Annotated in this window: 12 protein-coding genes; all 12 read right to left on the bottom strand. The window is 64.8% G+C overall.

Annotated features, from left to right (window positions below; all coding sequences use genetic code 11):
• Positions 1–7: 7 nt before the first annotated feature.
• The gene (gene ribD, locus AC099J_RS24545; RefSeq protein ID WP_479618009.1) at positions 8–1,105 is read right to left on the bottom strand and encodes a bifunctional diaminohydroxyphosphoribosylaminopyrimidine deaminase/5-amino-6-(5-phosphoribosylamino)uracil reductase RibD; all 1,098 of its coding nucleotides are present in this window, start codon (positions 1,103–1,105) and stop codon (positions 8–10) included.
• 30 nt (positions 1,106–1,135) lie between these two features.
• Complete coding sequence (locus AC099J_RS24540; protein ID WP_479618008.1) at positions 1,136–1,723, bottom strand: GspH/FimT family pseudopilin; 588 nt, start codon at positions 1,721–1,723, stop codon at positions 1,136–1,138.
• A complete protein-coding gene (locus AC099J_RS24535) occupies positions 1,720–2,199 on the bottom strand; it encodes a type IV pilin protein (RefSeq protein ID WP_479617910.1) in 480 nt (159 codons plus the stop codon). The genes AC099J_RS24540 and AC099J_RS24535 overlap by 4 nt, the downstream gene beginning before the upstream one ends.
• Positions 2,199–6,659, bottom strand: coding sequence for a pilus assembly protein (locus AC099J_RS24530; protein ID WP_479617909.1), 4,461 nt, complete (start codon positions 6,657–6,659; stop codon positions 2,199–2,201). The genes AC099J_RS24535 and AC099J_RS24530 overlap by 1 nt, the downstream gene beginning before the upstream one ends.
• A 16-nt stretch (positions 6,660–6,675) precedes the next feature.
• Entirely contained in the window at positions 6,676–7,326 is a 651-nt protein-coding gene (locus AC099J_RS24525; RefSeq protein WP_479617908.1) for a pilus assembly PilX family protein, read from the bottom strand.
• A 5-nt stretch (positions 7,327–7,331) separates the two neighbouring features.
• Entirely contained in the window at positions 7,332–8,441 is a 1,110-nt protein-coding gene (locus AC099J_RS24520) for a PilW family protein (RefSeq protein WP_479617907.1), read from the bottom strand.
• 5 nt (positions 8,442–8,446) lie between these two features.
• Positions 8,447–9,085: a type IV pilus modification protein PilV gene (gene pilV, locus AC099J_RS24515; RefSeq protein WP_479617906.1), complete on the bottom strand. Its 639-nt coding sequence runs from the start codon at positions 9,083–9,085 to the stop codon at positions 8,447–8,449.
• Positions 9,086–9,265: 180 nt separating this feature from the next.
• Positions 9,266–11,221: a pilus assembly protein gene (locus AC099J_RS24510; RefSeq protein ID WP_479617905.1), complete on the bottom strand. Its 1,956-nt coding sequence runs from the start codon at positions 11,219–11,221 to the stop codon at positions 9,266–9,268.
• Positions 11,218–11,964, bottom strand: a complete 747-nt coding sequence (locus tag AC099J_RS24505; protein ID WP_479617904.1) for a hypothetical protein — start codon at positions 11,962–11,964, stop codon at positions 11,218–11,220. The genes AC099J_RS24510 and AC099J_RS24505 overlap by 4 nt, the downstream gene beginning before the upstream one ends.
• A gap of 2 nt (positions 11,965–11,966) precedes the next feature.
• Positions 11,967–12,674: a PilW family protein gene (locus AC099J_RS24500; RefSeq protein WP_479617903.1), complete on the bottom strand. Its 708-nt coding sequence runs from the start codon at positions 12,672–12,674 to the stop codon at positions 11,967–11,969.
• 41 nt (positions 12,675–12,715) lie between these two features.
• The gene (pilV, locus tag AC099J_RS24495; RefSeq protein ID WP_479617902.1) at positions 12,716–13,225 is read right to left on the bottom strand and encodes a type IV pilus modification protein PilV; all 510 of its coding nucleotides are present in this window, start codon (positions 13,223–13,225) and stop codon (positions 12,716–12,718) included.
• Positions 13,219–13,785: a GspH/FimT family pseudopilin gene (locus AC099J_RS24490; RefSeq protein WP_479617901.1), complete on the bottom strand. Its 567-nt coding sequence runs from the start codon at positions 13,783–13,785 to the stop codon at positions 13,219–13,221. The genes pilV (AC099J_RS24495) and AC099J_RS24490 overlap by 7 nt, the downstream gene beginning before the upstream one ends.
• Positions 13,786–13,790: the final 5 nt, after the last annotated feature.

The following is a 13,790-nucleotide window of genomic DNA, read 5'->3' as shown; positions in this document are numbered from 1 at the left end:
GAAGCGGTCAGAACACGTCGCGTCCGCTCAGCCGCGCGAGGATGCGCAAGTCGCGCCCGACCATGTCGGCGGCACGGAAATCCAGTGCCATGGCCTGCCCCAGATCCGCCAGCGGCGCCAGGCTGGCGACGCCCATGCCGGGACCGATCAGCTTGGGCGCCAGGTAGACCAGCAGCTCGTCGACGAGCTGCTCGCGTAGCAAAGAGCCATTGAGTTTGGTGCCAGCCTCCACATGCAGTTCGTTGACCTCGCGCAGCGCCAGGTCGTGCAGCATGGCGGCCAGGTCGACCTTGGTGGCGGTGTCGGGTGTGATGCCGGGCAGGCGCGTGACGGTGGCGCCGCGGGCCAGCAGGGCGGCGGTTTTGTCGGCATCGTCGCTGGCGGTGTAGACCCACAGCTGACGGTCAGGTTCGAACAGCCGGGCTTGCAGCGGCAGTTGCAGCTGGCTGTCGACCACCACCAGGTGGGGCTGGCGCGTGGTCTCGGCCAGACGCACGTCCAGCAGCGGGTCGTCTTGCAGCACGGTGCCGATGCCGGTCAGCACGGCGCAGGCACGGGCGCGCCAGGCGTGGCCGTCGGCGCGGGCCGGTGTGTCGGTGATCCACTGGCTGCGGCCATCGGCCAGTGCCGTCGTGCCGTCGAGCGAGGCGGCGGTCTTCATGCGCACCCAGGGGGTGTTGCGCAGCATGCGGCTGAAGAAGCCCAGGTTGAGCTCGCGTGCGGGCTCGGCACCAGGGCCGGTTTCCACTTGCACGCCGGCGGCTGCCAGGCGCGCCTGGCCCTGGCCGGCCACCAGTGGGTTCGGGTCGGTGCAGGCGGCCACGACACGGGCGATGCCGGCGGCTGCCAGCGCGTCGCAGCACGGGCCGGTGCGGCCGTGGTGGGCGCAGGGTTCCAGGGTGACCCAGGCGGTGGCGCCGGCGACGTTGTGGCCTTGCGATTGGGCGTCACGCAGGGCCATGATTTCGGCGTGGGGGCCGCCGGCTTGCTGGGTGTGGCCGCGGCCGAGCACCTGGCCGCCAGGGGTGGCGATGACGCAGCCGACGCGGGGGTTGGGGTTGGACAGGGTCAGCGCGCGCTGGGCTAGCGCGAGGGCTTCCTGCATGAGGGGCGGGGTCACGGGGGCGGACAGCGGTCAGGGGGAGGCGGGGTTGCAGTTGGTGGTCGCTTCTGAAGCAGGAAAAGGGGTGCAGGTGCGCACGCGCCCGGTCTGCGCCACCATCACGTTGCGGGTCTGTCTAGGTTCGTCAGCGGTCCCCTTGGTGTCGCGCCGCGTGATCGTGACAGCGGCGCTTGCAAAGCCAAACGCGGAGTTGCGCAGGTAGCCTGTCGCGTCAAATATGAAGGCAGGAGCGGTTCCGGCGGCGCTGCCGCTGCCGGTGAGCTCAAGATTGGCGTCAAGAGCTCCAAGGCTCGCCTGTTGGGTCGTGACGGTCTCGTCCTTCGAGGCGTCGTAAGTGCTTGTGCGGTCTTTGTCCACGAATACGCGATACCCCGTGTTCCAGTCGGTACCACTAAATGGCACCACAAACGCCATCATCGAACGCTTCATGGCCTCGCTACGCGCTACGTTGAGTGCGCTTGAGAGTGTGTTGGTGGCTGTGGTCAGCTCCGCCCGCCGTTGGAACTCCAGCATGCTGGGTACGGCGACGCTCATCGCGATGGCCACAATGGCAATCGTCACCATCAACTCCAGCAGCGTGAAGCCGCGTAGCTTGTTCATTTCCAACACAGTGCAGGTTTGGTGCCGTCGCAGCTCTTTTCGCCAACGCTGGTGATCGACAGCACGCCTGCTGCTGGGTCTGGGCGCGACGGCGTGGCGTTCAACCGCACGCAATCCCTGATGTCAACACCGGCGGCGCAAATGCTGGCGGTCAATGTGTAAGCAGCGCCGGATTCCTTGTCGCCGCTGAAGACCTTGAACACCAGCTTCGCGTCGGCGACGGATTTGCAAGGAGCCGATCCTGGCCAGCACATGTATTCGTTACGCTGCGTTGCGTAACGCTCTTGCTGCTGCATCAGTTCCATCAGAGCAGTCCGCCCTTCAGCACGGCGGCCCTTCAGAATAGAGTCGGTATATGCGGGATAAGCGATGCTCGCGAGGATCCCGACGATCGCGACCGTGATCATCAGTTCGATCAGAGTGAAGCCGCTTTGCCGGCCGAGATCCCGGTTGTTGGCGTTGGTGGATGTGGGCATTACCGCAGCTCGTCGTAGTTGTTGATGCGCCGCCAGCTCAGACGGCCGACAAACACGCTTTCATCGGAAGCCTTACCCGTCCCAACGTCGACCTTCGTCACCCTACGCACCCCGCGTCCTGCAGAGCCCGTGGTGATCTCCTGCCGGAAGCCCCCCTGCGTGGCGTACTCGACATTGGTGATCACGAAGTTGGGCTGGGACAGAGGCTCTTGGTGAGAGGTATAGCTGCCGTCCCCCGTGGAGATGTCAACGCTGTAGCTGTTGCTTCGGCCTGAACTACTGCACGCGGCCGCAGTCGTGTTCACGGGGAGCACCGTGTTGAATGCCAGGTTGATGCCGTTGACAACAGCGTTGTAGATCTCGCGCTCGCCCGTGTCCGGAAAATCGAATGCCCAGCCCGAATAGATCGACGTGCTGCCGGTCACGTCCTGGTCGGTTCGGCGCCCCCACTTGAAAGCATCGACATTGACGGTGCGCGCACTGGTGTTGACCGTCCCGACCTTGAGCCGCGCGCGGCCCTGGATCACCGCGCTCGACGTGTTGGACGTGTCCTTGCCCTGCATGCCGGTTCCGATGTTGTCGAAGAGCGCATAAAACGACTGCGTGGTCGTGGACGTGTTGTCGCTGGCTTCCATGAGCTTGCCGGTGCCGAACGCGATGATGTTGGTGCTTGCGGTGCCACCATAGAGCACCGACGGCGCCATGGTGATCGGCTGGACCTGGCCCCCCGCGTTGGTTGCGATGTACAGCGGCAACGGGGTCCCAGTCGGGAGCCCATCCGAGCCATAGCTGGTACTGAACGCCGTCAACTTGGACATGTTCCAGTCGGCGGTGCCAACTTGCCTGAACTCGAGCCGCCACAGGCGGCCATGCAGGTCGCCCGCATAGACCCGCACAGCTTCGCCAGCCGTGCCGATTTCAGCCGTCAGCTGCGTGACGCCGCTGGACAGTGTGGTGCTCAACGTTGCATTGACCGGCAGCGTGATCTTGTAGTAGTTGCTGCCGAGCGTCCAAGCCGTACCGGCCGGCTTGGCCAGGTCGAGCACGAAGATCGATGGATTGGTCCCGTTGACCCCACCGGGGACGATCGCAAACCACTTGTAGGTGGCAGTCGCCACGCTGGGCGCATTCGTGCGCAGCTTTACGATGCGCGGACTGCCGGTGACATGGCCAAGGTCTGCGTCGTCCGCGTTCGTGAATTCCCACATGACGTTGGCCGCGCCGAACGCAGCAGGGTTGGTGACGTCCAAGGCATACACGCCCTTGCCACCGGCGCCAGTGCCGCCCACCAGTACGGTCCTCCAGTCGCTTGTTGTCGGTGTGCCCAGATCGGCCTCGCCGACAGCCGGCGTCGCATCTACGAAAGCTTTGTGCGAATTGAGATAGGTCTTGCTACTGAGCAGTGGCAGGTTGGGTACCAGCCAGCTGGGGATGTAGGCAAAGAGTTCCGTGCCGTTCTCTGCGTTGAAGGCGTGCAGCATGCCGTCGTTGGCGCCGACGAACACGGCGGAAGTACGGGATGCATTGCTGCTGGCAAACGTCGAGTATCCGGTGCCGCTGATCGACCGATTCGGGCTGCCCGAGTACACGCCCCCCGAGTTGATGATGTCGCCCAGCAGCTTGTTGTTGCGCTGGCGGAACGTGGTGCCATCCTTGCTGGTATCGCCACGCAGGAAAGCCAGCCGGTCCTGTGCCAGGTTGTCGACAGGAGAGCCTGCAGCGGGCCGGTTCAGCGCGTCCCGAATGGTGGTGTTCGTTGAGCCATTGACAGCCGCCCAGGTGAAGGCGATCGCTTTTGGCGTAGAAGCCCCCCCGCTATGGCCGACGACGATGTTGCGTGGACTGCTGCTTTGGTCGCGCTTCGACAGTTCGGCGCTGGCCGACCAGGCCTCCTGGGCGATCACGGTCAGCACGCCATTCGAGGCCGACATGTCGTAGGCCTTGAGGTCGCCGCTCCAATCCAGCGTGTTGTAGAACGCTTCGAAGGACAGGCCCGTTTGGTCAACTAAGTTGTTGTTGCTGACAGGGCGGGGGGCGATGCTGCGCGCTGCCGTGGCCGCGCGCCCGAAGATGTCCTCGAATGCATTGAGCACGCCGCGCGCGCTGCTTTGCAGGTAGTACGTACCGGCCTCGCCGGGGTCTGAGGGTTTTTGCCATACGTCATTGTTGTTGGCCCCATCCTCCGTCTGGAACGGGTTGCCCTTGGTGTTGTAGGTCTTGCTGCCGTTGAGCGGCTGCTGACTTTCGAAGCCTCCGTATTTCGCTGCCAGGAAGAACTGGTTGCCAGTGCGCCGTCTGGTCGCGTCGTTCTGGGACCCGTTTTCGTTGACGTCGAAAAGGAAGGTCTTCACACGCAGGCCGGGCCGCTGTTTGGCCGTGTCATTGGTCCAGTCTGCCCCTCGGATGTCGTGCGTGTGCGCCCAGTAGGCCGTCCCCATGATCTGGCTGTCGTAGTACGCCACGGGTACGTTGTTGTTGGCCCCATTGGGGTTGCCGGTGGTGCGGCTGGCGCCTTGGCCGTCTGTGTAGTTGGTCGCGGTGTTTCGCTCGAACGCCTGGACGATCCCCCGCCAGAGGTTGATGTCAGGAATGTTGTTCGCTGCGCTGACAGCGGGTAGGCGGCCACCGTCGTGCGTATTGATGTCACCCACCACCACGATGTTGCTCTTCAAGCATGAATAGTCAGATGTGTTGGTGCGTGTGCCGCCATAGGGGTCGGTCCACGCAGTGAACAGCGGAAAGCCGTCGTACAGGGCCGAAACTGTCGCCAGGCCGCTGACTGCATCGGCCGAAGGCTGCAGGCCTTGCAGGTAACGCAGCGCCTCGTAGTGCAGTTCGCCCACCGGGTCGTAGCGCTTATAGCGCCCCTGCACCGGCCCGGTGCGACCAAATTTGTTGAGGTAGTTGATGACCCCGCTGATCGGCTTGGCCTGCGTCGTGTCGCCATCGGGATTGGCATAGAACACCCCAGTGGTGGTGTCCCACTCCTTCGCGGGGTTGCCGCCTGAGGGCGTGTTGTCGACGCCGTTCTCGTCGAACGTTTTGGCGCCGACGTACTTCATCGGCGCGCGCAGCACGCCGCCGTAGCGCCCGCCGCTGTTGTAGCTGGGGGTTTGGTCCATCACGTAACCGAACGCGGCGAGGCGCAAGTCTTCGCTGTATTTCTGGATGGCGCCGCTGGGCTTGTACTTGCCGTTCGGGTACTGGCGGCAGAACGTGATGTCGGGGCCGTAGTTGCGCGCGTCCTCCAGCACGCCTGCTGCATCCACGTTGCAAACCTGAACCCGCGAGAAAAAGAAGCCTTCTGAATTCAGGCTGCCGGGTGTGGCTGGAGGGGTCCAGGTGTTGGCGCCCGTGTAGGGACGGAAGTAACAGTTCTTGGCGATGCCCGGCGCTGGATCCACGAAGGTTCCAGTGACGTTGTTGGTGCAGGCGGCACCGTTGGAGGCCAGGAAGGTGATCCAACCGCCGGCGATGTTCCCGCTTGTGGGCGCGCCATACAGCACCTCCATCTTGCCCGTGAAGCTGCAGGTGCCGGCCTCGGTTGCGCACAGAGTTCCATTGAAGTTGGTGACCGCAGTGCCCTGGCTGTCATAGCGGTTGGCGGTGATCGGGCCGATGGTGGATCCCGCCCCGGTGAGCCGGTAGTCGGTCGTGGCAGTGCAGCTTCCGCTTCTTGCGGTCCCCGCCTTGAAGTAGATGCGGTTGAGGGTATTGGCGACCCAGATGTCGTCGCCGTTCGCTGCGGTGATCATGGCTTGCGGCACGGCACCCCAGTAGGCGTCGGTGCCGCCGCCGTTGCGTTGCACGCGCTTGGCTGGAAAGTTGCCAGAGTTCCACATGCAGGTCGGGTCGTTGTCGACATTGGGAATGACCGCACGCTGCAGGATGGTGAGGTCAGGTGTGTCGATGTAGCGGTCGCCGCCCGACAAGGCCATGCGCAGCATGTCCACAGCGGAGTTTGTCGCCCAGTTCAGGAAATTGCCGCTGAATCCGTCGCTGCACTGGCGGGCGGTGGCGGGACCGGTGCGGTCGAAGCGCTTGAGGTCAGGTGCGGTCATGCCCGACGGCGGGGTCTCGCTCGGCGCATTGTTGTAGCTGTAACAGGCCTCCGCGTCGTAGTAGCCAAGGTATTCGTTGGTGTTGGAGTAAGTCGCGTCGGTCGCGGAGCCGGCCGTGCCAATGTACTGCGCGCCCACTGTTGGAAACTCAACTGACAACGCAAGCGCAATTGCCGGCTTCTCGCTGGTGCTGGCCGCAAATGGCGGATCTGCGGTGAGCAACATCAAGGGGCCGGATGTGCTGGCATGCGTGACTGCGATCACAGTCAGCAGCGCTGCCGTCGGCAAGACGACCCACAAGATCGCGCGGTGTCGCAGCCAGGTGCTCGCACGCCGCCACGCATGCTGCGGCACGCTTTGGCGCTGGGCTTTGGACTGTGGGTAGGCTGGGGTCGTCATGGTGGTTCTCGCCAAATCAGGGACGCAACAACATCTGAGCCACCGCACGTATATCCTCGCGCGGCCCGAACCCCATGGCCGTCACGCGATACATGTAGTGAGCGCTCTGTTTGGATTTGTCCAGTGCGTCGAGGCCGGCGTTGTAGTCCTGCAGAAGTTCTATCAAGTAGCGCGGCGCATGGGCCGAGCGCACGCCTCCGCTGTGGGGATATGAAGCGCCCGTGAAAGTGCCGAATTCGACAGATGGGGTGCTGCCTGGCGTGAAGTCGATGGCCAGCCATGGAGGTGGGTCGTTCACTGGTACCTCGCGGGCATCGCAAAGCCCTGTTTCGTCGCCAGTGGTGCCGCAGGCTTTAGAAAACATCCCGACCAATGGCGGTGTCAGGGGTGCTTTGCCGAAGGTTGCGCTGCGGCTGCTGATCGTATTGGTGAGTGCTCCGTCGCCTTGGATGTCGAACTGTGCGTCCATCAGGGCGGCTTCTGTGGCCTGCCAAGCCACCTGCATGTCGCGGTCGTTGCGGGCGCTGCGTTCGCCCATCATGGAAATCTGCACCGCACCGATTCCCAATGCCGAAACGACGATGAGTAGCAGCATGACCGTGATCAATGATGCGCCGCGCTGCGCCAATGCGCCGGACCGCAATTCGGTTCGTGCAATCTTGTGCATAGCCATCATTCCGGTGCGCACGTCGGCCCGACGCACAACCCTTGGTCGTTGCGAAGATAGACCGTGAAAGTCTGTGTCTGGCGGAGACGGCGGTCATTTGGAGGCACGTAGCGGCTACCACTGTCGTCGGTGCTGGACAATGCAGTTCCCGCTGATGCGCCCGCGCGCGCCGCAGCCCCGAACGGGAACACGGTGTCCACATTGCCACTCTCCTGTTGAGACCCTGTGGCGCCGCGCAGCACCATGCCGATGCGCACACTGCGCACCCGTCGCCAGTTGCGATTGGTATCGACGGCGCTCCCCGAAACCACGATCTGGTCGGCGCGCAGGTAGCGGTCCGGCACGGAATCTGCGGCCGAGGCAACGGGAGCAGTTGCTGCAACGACCCCATCGGTGCCGTACAAGACCTGGAAGCCTTCAACGCCCTGCACGACGGGGACGGGCGCGTACCAACCCGCCGTGGGCGGATCGTCGTACTGAACGACTTGCAGTGCGCCGGTGGCGTCGACGGTCTCCAGGGCGGACAGACACATCAGCGCCAGCTCGCCACGGTTCTCGGCCACGTAGAAGATGCTGACACCGCGTTCGTCGCGACTGCGTGGAGCCACCGGAATTGGCTCGCCGCGGCAGTCGATCATGCTCAAGTCACTGGGGGAGCTGGCAGCTGTCTGGGCGCGCGATAGTGCTTGCGCTTGGTAGCGCACGACGAGGATGTCGCTGCATCCTCCACCAGCCATGGTGTTGCACGCGGCCGTGCGGCCAATGATGGCCGAGGCGGCCCATGGGTTGCCGGTATTCGCAATCGAGGCGTTGTCAAAACCCTGAATATTCGGTGGAACAGTTGCGTCCGGCAACATCGGTCCTTGATTGGGTAGGTCGCGCTGCTTGCCTGCGAACTCGCTGTCGAGGAAGCCTGCCTGTGTCGTCAGTCGTTGAACCAGCGCAGCCGCAAAACGTGCGTTGTCTCTCAGCTCCGATGCGGCATCGATAGTCGTAAATCCTCTACGGCTGACGACCAGCGCCGAGATGGCCGCCAGTGCAACGAGCACGGACAACGCCACAGCGACCAGAAGTTCAACGAGAGTCAGGCCACGTTGATGGTGGGACAGGAGCATCTCGGTCAGTCGTTGGTTCGGCCAGCAGTGATCGGCACTACAAGGCCGGGAGGAGATGTGTCATCCTTGGCGAAGAGGATGGCGCTGGAAGGCGAGGCGGCGCGGTTGGTGTTGGTTTGGTTCCAGCCAATCTTGACGTAGGTCCGCGCGACCGGTCCGGGCGGCACTGTCGTCGGCGATGTCGTACACGGCCAAACCGCCAAGTCGGTCGTCGTGTCGAACGGGGCACTGTCTCGGCAGACGACGACGCGGGCGCCGGGCAGTTCTGCGTCGACACGCGCCAGCCATTCCGTCATTTGCGCAACTGCCAAAGTCGTCTGGTCTGCCAAGCTCGTCCCGGGGCAGCTCAAGCCCACGCTGAGACAGTCGCTCACAGTGGCGGGAGCGAATGGGGTCTTTAGTGCCACCAAATACGGGTTAGTCCCCTGAGGTAGGACAGCCACATCCTTGTTCCCCCGCATCATCTCAGCCAACTCCTGCGCCAACCCATACGCCACCGACTGCAAGCGTGCCTCCCGGTTCGACTGCAACGCCGCCGCCTGCATGCCGACCATGCCCAGCATGCCGAATGACAGCACGATGATGGAGATCAAGACCTCGATCAACGAAAAGCCGCGCAGCTGCCCGGCGGATTGTCTGATCACCCTGCGTCGCATACCTCTGCCTGACCGCTGAAAACTGTGGCGCAAGCATAGAAGCGAGCGCAGATTGCGTGGCGGCCAAAGCGGCCCGTCCGTCGAAGCCAATCGACCGCTCGGCGGTATGGAATCCGTGAAGGTGCACTGCCGCTGTCCACACGGCGTTGCGTACACGTCTTTCGTGTGTCAGCGTTCGCGCCAGCCGGCGCGGGCGCCGACAGTGCGGCCAGTACGCAATACGACTTGTTGGCCCCCGGGGTACTGCAGATGTTGGGAGTTGGGCCCGACCCGCGATTGCAGCACCGGCCCGGCGGGCGTTGTTGCCATGCCGATCGTGATGGACGGTAGCGTGGCGTCTGAGGGGCTGAACGCAGGCTCCGCAGGTGGATGCCCAGTCAGCATGTTCAGTACGGAGAGATAGCTGTCGCCAGCAGTCCACACGCGAGCTGCATTGGCGGGCGCGTTGGCATCTGGTACCGGCCGCACGCTATGGACCAGCAGCTTTTGGCCTTCAAAGCTGCGTGGGTTCTGCAGCACGCGCTGGCCGGCGTGTGGCAGGTCGATCCACCAGCCGCGATGTGCCTGCGGCCCGGACATGACGACGGGCTCGCGGCTGGCGTCGTAGTAAGTGGTCCCGCCGCCGGCACGCCCGACGCCGTAGTGCTGCTGAACCAGGGCGGCTGCTCGATTTTGGATGGAGTCCGATGGAATCGGTGCGCCGTCGGTGATGGTGACGCCGGAGGCGATCATGGCCATGGCGCTGTCGTCGCGCAACCCGTAGATGGACTGAATGCTGGAATCGACGGTGTCGGTGGCATTTAGGTGGCGACCGCTGCCGACGGCCAGCATCAGGCCGCCCTGGGGATGCGGCATCCAGTGGGGTGCGGTGGTGATCGGTTGGCGACGCCCGTCTGGTGCGCGAGCCGTGAAGAAGGGCTGGCCACCGAAGCCGACGCGCCAGGTGCCGCCACCGGCGGGGTTGGCGCTCAAGTCGAACTTCCACACCTGGCCGTGCAAGTCGCCGGCGTAGGCCAGGTCGACCATGCCGTCACCGTTGACGTCGATCAACTGTGGCGCTGACAGCCCGTTGCCGCCCTCGTAGGCGCACGGCTGGCCGTCGCTGCAGGGCGACACCTTGGTCAGTTCGCGTGCACCGTCGAGGTACTGCACCAGCAGAACGGGGCGACCGTGTGCGCTGAAATACCCGTTGCCCATGACGATGGCCCAGCGCCGGTCGTTCAACCGCACGATCTGGCGGGAGCGGTGCGCTTGGGCGGCGTCCACGACGGGTGGTGTGTAGATGTGGCCGATGTCCGGGTCGGTGGATGCCGTCGCATCGACGACGACGAAACCACTACCGGCCGCAGCGCTGGCCGTTGCGGGCTCGCTGGCATCGAGCACGAAGTAGCCCTTGCCGCCTGCGCCTAGGGCGCCGACCAGCACGGTTCTACGGGCGTGGTTGGCGCCAATTGGCACCTGGGACGCGAAGAGCGGGCCGTCGACGGCGTGGGGCTGCGGATCGCTGCCGCGCATCCTGTCGGCCAGCCGTGGCAGAAGGCCACGTGGCACGTAGGCGAGGGTTTCTGCACCGGTTGCCGTGTCGAAGCCGTGCAACATGCCGTCGCCGGTTCCAACGTAGAGCGTGTTGCTCGACGGGCTGGTGCCCGCAGGTGCGCGCACCAGCCAGAAGTTGCCGTTGACCACTTCTCCCAAGCGTGATGCGCGTGGCCGCAAGCCTGATGCCGTGCCCTCGTCGCGCCGGTCGCCGCGCAGGTAGGCGAGTGCGGATTCGTCCAGCCCGTGGCCGGCCAACAGGACGCGTTGGACGTCGGGCAGCAGGCTCCAGTCCAGCGCGAAAGCCGCACCCGTCGCATCTGCGGTCAGCAGTAGCCGGGTGGCGATGGGTTGCGCGTCTAGCATGCTGGCAGCACTCCAGGCGGGGGCCGTGCCGGCGCTGTCTGCGACCCGTGCGGCAACGATGTCGCCCTGGCCAGTCAGCGCATCGCGGCTGCCTGTATAGATGCGCGGGTTGCCTGCCAGGCTGGATGTTTCCGCCGCGATGGCGACGGTATGCAGTTGCGCCAGAGCCGTCTGCGAGAGCAGCAGCGCGGTGATGAGGCTGGCGGCGCGTGCAGTTCTCATCGCAGCTGCGCGCTAGGGTAGGGAACAAATAGCGTCTTGATCACACTTCGAGTGCCCGGTTTCAGACCCTCTGCAACGGCGGTAATGCGGTAGACAAACGGGCGGGTGGGGTCGGGCACCAGATGCGCATGGCGCAGGGTGGGCAGCGCGTCCGCTTCGTGGCGGAACGCCTCGACCCAGTACCAGCCTCGGGGCGCGTTGCGTGAGAGCAACGGGTTGCCGGTGCTTCCGGCATCGGGCTCGTCAGAGCGTGTGAACTGCCCATATACGGCGGCTGTGGGCTTCATGCTTTCGAGAGCATCTTCGATGTGGGCCAGCGCGGCAAGGCTGGACGGAAAGCAGATGCCGTCCCGGCAGGGAATGGCGGCGCCGACCTGAAGCAATGCACGTACTTCCTCGAACTCGTCCGTGTCTTGCGGGAAATAGGGCGCCAGCGGTACGGCAGCGCTGCCGCGTTCTCGGCACCCGATGAACCCTTGCTGCGGTTGGCCGGTGGCGACCGCTTGCCGACACGGCCGACCATTGGGGTGGACGCCGAGGATGTCGATCTGCGCATCCCGCACAAGAGCCTCGGCTGCAGCGCGGGCGCGTTGCTGGTCGCTCTGGTGGCCGGTCAGCATCTCGTGCAGCAGGCCGGAGCGCGCACTGGCGGCGACGATCAGAACGCACATCGCCAGCACCACGAGCACTGTGATCAATACCAGCCCGCGCGAGCGTCGGGGCGTGGAGCGAAGGGCGCGCATGGTCAGATCGGCGCGGCGTTGCGCAGGCTGAAGCTGGCATGCACGACGCGGCGCAAGCGCCCGTCTGGCGGCAGCACGCGGCCCTGGCAGTCTCGCTGTGCGGGACCAGAGAAACTGCGTCGACGCAGGTCACCAGCGAGTTGCAGGCAGACACGTACAACGCCCACATCGCTCCAGCGCGAGCCGATGGTGCGCGCGTCTTCGTCGCGAAACTGCGCGCCGAGTGCCGAAGCCGTGCGGATGCCGTAGCGCACCTGGAAGTCCTCCACCCGGTCCGCAATGACCTGGTTGCCTGCCTGAGTGTCGCTACCCAGACAGCGCAGCTGCCCGGCCAGAACGCTGAACCGACTGTTGACGCTGGAGCCGGTCTCCTCCGGATCCGGCTCATTGCCAAGGCAATCGCGAGCGCCTGCAGCGTATTGGTAGCTGATCCGCAAGCTGTCGGTGGTGCCATCGTCGCCACTGATGGCCGCGCTGCTGTAGGCGTTGCTGAAGCGGATGGTGTCGCCCTGTGCGGCGGGCTGCAGTTCGATGGCGCCCGCCTGGCGCAGCTGGGATCCGATGGCATGCAGTGCAAGGTCGCTGCGCTGCTGCAGGAGGAAAGCATCGCGTTGGATGCTGGCGTTCACTTGCAAGAACGCCAGCATCGCCAGGGCCGTGATGGTCACCAGCAGGCCGACCACCAAGCCGGTCATCAGTTCGACCAACATGGCGCCCTGCTGGGCGTGGCGTGCTGTAGGCTGCTGCATCTTCAGGGTTGCACGTAGACCACATGGCACTGCTGCCGGGATGGGCACGTGCCTTCTTCGTTGGCGGCAGCTGTCAGCGGCGCGGTCGACGCCATTGGATCGTGCCCCCAAGCGATCGCGATTCCGATTTGCCGTGGATCGGAAGACGAGCGAAACACTGCGGCGTTACCTGCGGGCAAAGACCGGGCGAGTGCGCCGCGCCAATCTGCCAAGTCGAACTGCGCCCGTTGGGTGCCGTTGCACGCTGCAGTGTGGCAATCGCGCGCTGCAGGCGTCTCATGCCAGCGCAGTGCGTACCCGCCGCCCGCTGCTGTCGCGGAATTGAACGCCATGCGGTCCGACAGGTCCGCCGCCAAAAGGATCGCGTTCGACCGACCGTTGGCATCGCGGCCATCCACCACGAGACGCGCCTGGGCCCAGGCCAGGCCTGCGACCCCCAGTCCCAACACCAGCATGGCGACGAGCGCCTCGATCAGAGAATGGCCAGCCTGGCCATGGTGGCTGTTCAGCATGTGATTTGTCCTTCAATGGTGCGGATGCGGCCTGTGCGGTTCATGCACAGGGTTGAAACGTGGCGCCCGGAGGCGACACCGGTCGTGCCAGGGGCGGGATTGCCGATGACAAATTTGTTGGCGACCAACAGCGGGTAGCCGGACCGCGCGACCTGGAACGCGGGGCCGCCGCCTTGGTGCAGGATGCGGACGCCCGCAGGCACGGAGAAGCTTTGCAGGATGTTGTCGGGTGTGGCGACGCTGTTGCGCGTGATGTCTTCACCCGCCACGATGGTCCAGCCGCAGTCCCATTGGTCGGCTGAGGAGAGGTGTGCGCTGCAGTCGGTACGTCGCAGTAGCGAGACCCTGGTGTTGCGCCGCAGGGCTTCCCAGCGCGCCCACTGAATAGCGGAGACCAACTCGGTGCGCACGGCGCCGACGCGTTGCTTGCTCAGCGTGGCCTGGAAATGCGGGGCGGCAAGCGAGGCCAGCACCGCCAGGATGGCCAGGCTCAGCAGGGCCTCCAGCAATGTGAACCCCCCGATGCGTGGCGAGCTGGGCAGAGCCCGAGTTTGGTTCACGTGTG

The organism is Rhodoferax sp. RT4P68 (assembly GCF_056521305.1).
This window is presented reverse-complemented; position numbering and strand designations above follow the sequence as displayed.

Coding starts and splice junctions, on each gene's coding strand:
- ribD (WP_479618009.1), bottom strand. CDS start 1,105: ATGCAGGAAGCCCTCGCGCTAGCCCAGCGCGCGCTGACCCTGTCCAAC.
- AC099J_RS24540 (WP_479618008.1), bottom strand. CDS start 1,723: ATGAACAAGCTACGCGGCTTCACGCTGCTGGAGTTGATGGTGACGATT.
- AC099J_RS24535 (WP_479617910.1), bottom strand. CDS start 2,199: ATGCCCACATCCACCAACGCCAACAACCGGGATCTCGGCCGGCAAAGC.
- AC099J_RS24530 (WP_479617909.1), bottom strand. CDS start 6,659: ATGACGACCCCAGCCTACCCACAGTCCAAAGCCCAGCGCCAAAGCGTG.
- AC099J_RS24525 (WP_479617908.1), bottom strand. CDS start 7,326: ATGCACAAGATTGCACGAACCGAATTGCGGTCCGGCGCATTGGCGCAG.
- AC099J_RS24520 (WP_479617907.1), bottom strand. CDS start 8,441: ATGCTCCTGTCCCACCATCAACGTGGCCTGACTCTCGTTGAACTTCTG.
- AC099J_RS24510 (WP_479617905.1), bottom strand. CDS start 11,221: ATGAGAACTGCACGCGCCGCCAGCCTCATCACCGCGCTGCTGCTCTCG.
- AC099J_RS24505 (WP_479617904.1), bottom strand. CDS start 11,964: ATGCGCGCCCTTCGCTCCACGCCCCGACGCTCGCGCGGGCTGGTATTG.
- AC099J_RS24500 (WP_479617903.1), bottom strand. CDS start 12,674: ATGTTGGTCGAACTGATGACCGGCTTGGTGGTCGGCCTGCTGGTGACC.
- pilV (WP_479617902.1), bottom strand. CDS start 13,225: ATGCTGAACAGCCACCATGGCCAGGCTGGCCATTCTCTGATCGAGGCG.